This window comes from Negativicutes bacterium (assembly GCA_021372785.1).
Taxonomy (GTDB): Bacteria; Bacillota; JAAYKD01; order JAAYKD01; family JAAYKD01; genus JAJFTT01.
Window position 1 is genome coordinate 1 of record JAJFTT010000044.1, and the last position, 5064, is coordinate 5064.

General features: G+C 46.0%; 4 protein-coding genes, 1 other RNA gene and 1 pseudogene. 1 reads left to right on the forward strand and 5 read right to left on the reverse strand.

The features are described from left to right. From LLG09_05870 to LLG09_05880, 3 genes and pseudogenes are all read right to left on the reverse strand, one after another. Window positions 1-121 (reverse strand): annotated as a pseudogene (locus tag LLG09_05870) (IS66 family transposase zinc-finger binding domain-containing protein). Between the two features lie 185 nt (window positions 122-306). Further along, window positions 307-1956, reverse strand: a complete 1650-nt coding sequence (locus tag LLG09_05875; GenBank protein ID MCE5196640.1) for a hypothetical protein — start codon at window positions 1954-1956, stop codon at window positions 307-309. A gap of 193 nt (window positions 1957-2149) precedes the next feature. Continuing rightward, window positions 2150-2374: a hypothetical protein gene (locus LLG09_05880; GenBank protein MCE5196641.1), complete on the reverse strand. Its 225-nt coding sequence runs from the start codon at window positions 2372-2374 to the stop codon at window positions 2150-2152. Window positions 2375-2507: 133 nt separating this feature from the next. Between LLG09_05880 and ssrA the strand changes: the two genes are divergently transcribed. Then, window positions 2508-2859: a transfer-messenger RNA gene (gene ssrA, locus LLG09_05885) on the forward strand. A gap of 488 nt (window positions 2860-3347) precedes the next feature. On the opposite strand, the gene LLG09_05890 is transcribed toward ssrA, so the two are convergent. Beyond that, a complete protein-coding gene (locus LLG09_05890) occupies window positions 3348-4673 on the reverse strand; it encodes a hypothetical protein (GenBank protein MCE5196642.1) in 1326 nt (441 codons plus the stop codon). After that, window positions 4654-5064, reverse strand: a 411-nt coding sequence (locus LLG09_05895) for an ATPase (protein MCE5196643.1), incomplete at its 5' end; no start/stop codon positions are given. The genes LLG09_05890 and LLG09_05895, both read right to left, overlap by 20 nt.

Genomic DNA, 5064 nt, shown 5'->3' on the forward strand with positions numbered 1-5064 from the left:
AGGCATAGACATAGCTGATATGCTCCACTACACTCACCTTAGCCGGAATGATTTTCAATTCTTTGCGGGTTTCTTTGCGCATGACATGCAGGGCACCGCCGCAGATCAGGCAGGTCTGTTCTGCTTCCGGTAGTGTATATACCATGGTTTCCGAAAGAAAAACGTCGGCCCTTCCGCCGGATCGCTGCATAAAAAAGCCCGGCCATTTCTGCCGTTGACGCCGCATCAAGCAAAAGGCGCGCCGGCGGAATCTGGTTCGGGCTTACTTCATTTTGGGCAGGCTTCTCATCTGCCGGCAGTTTGGACTTAATCTGTCAGCAGTTTATTATAATTGATCGTGATCAGAAGAGGATACCCCTGATTGCGATGTTCGGTATCGGCTCTGAAATTTTCTCCCAGAGCAGCGGCAAAACTCGCAGAAGACAGGTCGGCCTCCGTCAGACTTGCTGCCACGCTGCTTATCCAGTTGTTCTCTGCGGAGAGCGTACCGCAAGCGAAAACGCTGCTGTCAGCCCGATAATAGAGGTTGGTCAATGTGGCGGAGAGCTGAACGGCTTCTCCTATTATAGCGCCGGTTACCTGGGCCAAGCTGTAGTAATCAAAGCTGCCATAGATGGGGTCATAAATATCTACGCTGCCGAAAGCGTTGCCGTTGATCAGCTGACCGGCATGATAACAGTTTTCCAGGCGATTGTATTGCAGCAGATAACCGGCAATTCCACCCACGCCGTGTGCATTTTGCGCCGATATTTTACCCAGATTGTAACAATCGATAATCGAGTTTTCAACTTCATCCGAGGTGCCGCGGGTGGAAGCCCGGCCGGAACCGACGATTCCGCCTACAAATGCCTCACAGCTGCTGCTGATGCTGCCGCTGTTGAAGCACCGCTCAATGCTGACCCGTGCGGAAATATCACCGGCAATTCCGGCCATGGCGATTGCGAAACCTTCAACAGTTCCGGTATTGAAGCAATCGGATAGGGTGGAATTGCTGGCACTGCCGGTAATACCGCCGATCCAGGCGCCGAGTTCACGGCTGATGGAGTAAAGTTCTACCGGGGCGCTGCAGCGAATGTTGGCCAGATTGCCGCAACTGTTGATTTGAGTTGCCGCAATACTGCCGGCGATACCGCCGCCAAGCTGGCTGGCGCAAGTTAATTTCCCGTGATAATAACAGGCGGTAATCACTTCGGAAACGGCTTTTCCCACAATTCCACCCACATTTTTCGTCCCCTGAACGTCAGATTGGTAAACGCTGATATTTTCCAGGCTGCCATTGGCAACACTGCCGAACAAACCGGTTTCGTTTTGTTCCGGGGCTGTCTTTAAATGACAAAGGAAAAACCCGTTGCCATTATAATGACCTTTAAAAACAGTGGCGGTTGTTTTAAGACCGGAGTCTCCCGACAGCACGACGCTGTGATTACCGCCAATCGGCAGCCAGACGATGTGATTGAAATCGAAATTTGCAGTCTGAATAAAATAAGTATTGGCATATTCATTTTTGCGTGCCACTTGTTCTGCCAGATAAGCCAATTCAGCCGGGGAGTTGATCCGATAAGGATCATCCGCCGCCCCACGCCCGGCGCTGAATCCTCCGGCGACGCTGCCATCCCAAAGAACAACATTGGCAGTTTCAATAATTTCCGCAACGGAGTGAATGACCGCTTCGGAAGGTGCGCCGGCAGCGCTGCCGGCGGAGAATGCTTGCGCAAGATTGCCGCTTTCCGGATCAACCGGACCACCGGCCCGGAGGTTTTTATGCAGTTCTGTTAATTGAAAGCCAATGCTTTGTGTGGATTTTGGCTGCTCCTGTGTTTGCGCAGGGGCGCTCACTTCAACCGCTTCCCCATCCAGCGATCGATTGAGAAGATCGTTCACTTTTGTACAGGCAGCGCAGCTTAAGCAGACAGCGAGCATCAGAGTGAAAGCCAGGAGTTTGGCAGTTTTTTTCATAATTGTGATCTTCCTTTCTCTATCACAGCAGAGATTAAGATCAATATAGCATAAAAAAGGACCGGAAACAATCGGGAAAGCGAATTTCGTGATTGCAAGATTGCAGCGGAGCACCGGACATGGAAAATTCCGGAATCTGCAGCATACTGCAATTCCGGGACACCATAGGGCGGCAGGAGAAGTTTTGCTTTGATCAGCAGGATTCCGATTTACTTTCGCCGGGCGTTGTTTGTGGCAGACGTGTGTCCGCAGGCAGGTCCTTGCAATTTTTGTTGCGCTGTCTGACGCTTTCGGTAAGAATGAGAGCGCCCACACCGATAGCCGCGAATCCAGCCAGCGTTAACAAGATACTGAAAATCAACATGAACATGCCGTTTTGGGCTTTGAGTTCGATTTCTTTGGAATAAGGTTCCTTCATGAGAAAGCCTCCTCTTGACATTTAAGTGATATCAATAGAATATCATTAGTGGGAAGACAGTCAAGCAGTCCGCAAATAATTTTTTATCGGCTTGACCTTTCCGCCAAATTATGTTATATTATAAGATAAACATGGGGGCGTAATGGTTTCGACGGGGATAGGATTTATCTGGTAAGCGAGCCGTGGACCAGGGCCACGATAAAACTTGGACGACAGATAACTGTCAACAACAATCAATTAATCGCTGCTTAGTAAATAAGTAGCCGTTCGACCAGCCTACCGCCGACGGGGCTGGGCGAGCGTCATTAAGTCGGCTACCCGGCAGGAGATGACCGTATCCTGTTTGGGGAAACACACGGCATAGTGTAGGGCAGATTCGGCGATAGGAAGCTGCCTGAGGCGATAACTCAAATCAATCGCTGCGCTCGGAGAAAGCCTTATAGGTTCATTTTCGGACATGGGTTCGATTCCCATCGCCTCCACCATATAAGAACGTCAGTATTGATACAATGCTGGCGTTTTTATTGTGCACACGGTAACCGCCAGAATGCCTTTTTTCAGGCACTTTGGCGGTTTTACGTTTTCTGCCGTTTGGAGAGTGCTAAGAAAAGCTCCGTCAACGGTGCATATAGGCGGATTACGCCTTGCACTCGGCAAACGGAATCTTTGGGGTGTGCATAGTGTGTGCACTCGGCAAACGGAAATATCAAATTATCTGGTAGAGAGTTACCGTTTGTATAAGTATCGTCTATGTAAATGCAGATTTTAATACAATAGAAAAACCCCTTCGGTGCAAATATGCCGAAAAGGTTTAAAAAAAGGACTTCCACGGGTTTGCCAGTTGATTCGGCACTTCTGTGAAAGCCCTATTTGTTTATTTGTAATTCAGCTTTTCTCAGTTGACTCTAGCAAGCTACCCGGCAAGGATGAGGGGAGGAAAAATTAAAAGTATCAATCCTATGATGCGAGATAATCAAAACACATGAGTATCAAGAACTTTTCTGAATTCCATCTCATATTTATTCATTCTTGCTATAAAATCTATATAATGTTCTGCATGGTTTGGAATTTTCAATCCATGCTTAGTGACACATATGTCGTTCCTCGGTTCCACATTTTCTCCGTAGGTGGAGCCTTTATTCATCCAAAGTTGTAAATCCTCTGTGTTTTCTGCTTCCGGATAAAAATAGAATCCTTTCTTGGCATCAAATCTGAACATATATGCAAGCACCTGTAGATAGTCCCTGTTCCCTATATTATTAATTGGTTTGTACTTAGCATCAGCGATAATACAGATTCCGCTACTTCGGCTGATGAAATCTGGATAAATTAAACCAATATTACCCGCGAATAAACGCTGTGCACCTTTTCCTCCCTTGTTCATGGGATGGTAGAATAGGTCGTCAATGAGTGTATTGATATATTCCTCCCACAACCAAGCACCATCAAATAGAATTCCATATATTTGACGTGTACCAGAACCGATCTGATGCTTTTGATGCTGAAGGATCAATAGGCACAAATGCTGTAACGCCCTATATTCACGGTAATACGCGTGTCTGACAGTGTTCTGTTTATTATCTGCTATAATCTTCCGCTTATCGTAATGCTCATACTCCGGTGTTGCATCCACAACGAGCTTTACTTCATCCTTGATCTTGATAAGGAGGTTGTTCCCATATGGCTTTTTCTTGATGAATTCAATAGTGTGTCGAACCAGTTCCATCAAATAGTTATCATATGAATACTCTCTCTGGTTATATGCTACATTTCCGGTGAAGGGTGTGTTTTGGGTGATGTGACGTTCAATATCAATCGTGCCTTTAATATTGTCATCGTTGTATTCGTTACGAAGGTACATCTTAAAAACACCTTTTCGTGCGGCTTTTTTTAGATAGTACGGAAAAAGGAAAAGAAGCAAATTAAACAATCTGATGTCTTGATTCGCATCGGTTTCTAGGTCAACAATGTTAGGGAAATCAAGAACACGGTCGAGCAGATACTGGAAGAAAAAGTCGTTATCATCCGAGCAGAATCGGGATTCAATTACGAGCCGTTCATTCCCATACCCAAGGAATCCCATTACATTACCAGAGCGATATGAATCATTGACACTCTGAAGAATCATCTGATCTTTTGTTATGTCTTCAGCATCCTTGATAATCTCAGGAAATACGAAGACTCCTTCTCTTTCCAGCTGCTCTAGCGTCTTATCCGCGACCTTACAGGCAATTGTTGTAACTTCGGAGAAGGCTACTTTTCTTATTTGGGAATTATCTTTAATTTTGTACTGCTTCATCAGAACTACCTTCATCCGGCTTCTTGTAGTTGTACGCCTTTGCGAACTTATTCATGATGTCATCTTCATTGTACATTCCCTGAATATATTCCTGCAAAAGCGGATGGAGATAGTCCGTCCAAAGCTGGTCAAAACTCAAAGTCTTGAGCTTCAGGAAATAGGACGCTCCAATCTGATAGTTTTCGTTTAGGTCTTCAATTCCTGCTATCTCTTTGTTCAATGCCGCCATTCGCCTAATTGCTTCTGCTTCTAATTCCTCATTCTCCAATGTGGCAAGCATCTCCACCCGCGCGTCCGCTTTCAATTCAACAAATCTGAACCTTCGACGCATTGCAAAATCGAAGCTATCTACAGATCGGTCAATATCATTCATTGTTCCGATAATATAGAC